We start from the raw sequence: 407 nt of genomic DNA, 5'->3' as shown, positions 1-407 counted from the left end.
GACCCCGGCAAGGTCTTCGACCTCACCCTCCCGCTGGACCAGGCGGCCGAGGGCTACCAGGCGATGGACGAGCGCCGTGCCATCAAAACCCTGCTCACCCTCTGACCTCCCGCCCCCGACTCACTCGCACACGAACATCAGGAGTACCGCATGACCACCACCAGAACCACCGCGCGGCGAGGCCATCGCCACTGGACCAGAATCGCTGGCACCGGTATTGCCACGCTCGCCGTCCTGGCCGCCTCGGCCTGCTCGGCCGCCGACTCGCCCACCTCATCGGCAGCTCCTGCCTCGCCGGTCGCGAACCTGGCCTCCGGTGATCTGTCCCACGGTGCCGACAACTTCTACACCAGCGACCAGGTCACCATGGAGAAGGTGACATTCAAGAACCAGTACCGGATGGACGT

2 pseudogenes are annotated in these 407 nt (G+C 66.3%); both read left to right on the top strand.

Going from position 1 to position 407, the window contains the following annotated elements:
* A pseudogene (locus CJ177_RS49130) lies at positions 1-105 on the top strand (IMP dehydrogenase); the annotation flags it as partial.
* Positions 106-150: 45 nt separating this feature from the next.
* Positions 151-407 (top strand): annotated as a pseudogene (locus CJ177_RS46560) (hypothetical protein); the annotation flags it as partial.

Source organism: Rhodococcus sp. ACPA1, assembly GCF_002300195.1.
In the GTDB taxonomy this organism is placed as follows: domain Bacteria; phylum Actinomycetota; class Actinomycetes; order Mycobacteriales; family Mycobacteriaceae; genus Rhodococcus_F; species Rhodococcus_F opacus.
Note: the sequence above shows the minus strand (reverse complement) of the source record. Positions and strands in the feature narration are given on the sequence as shown.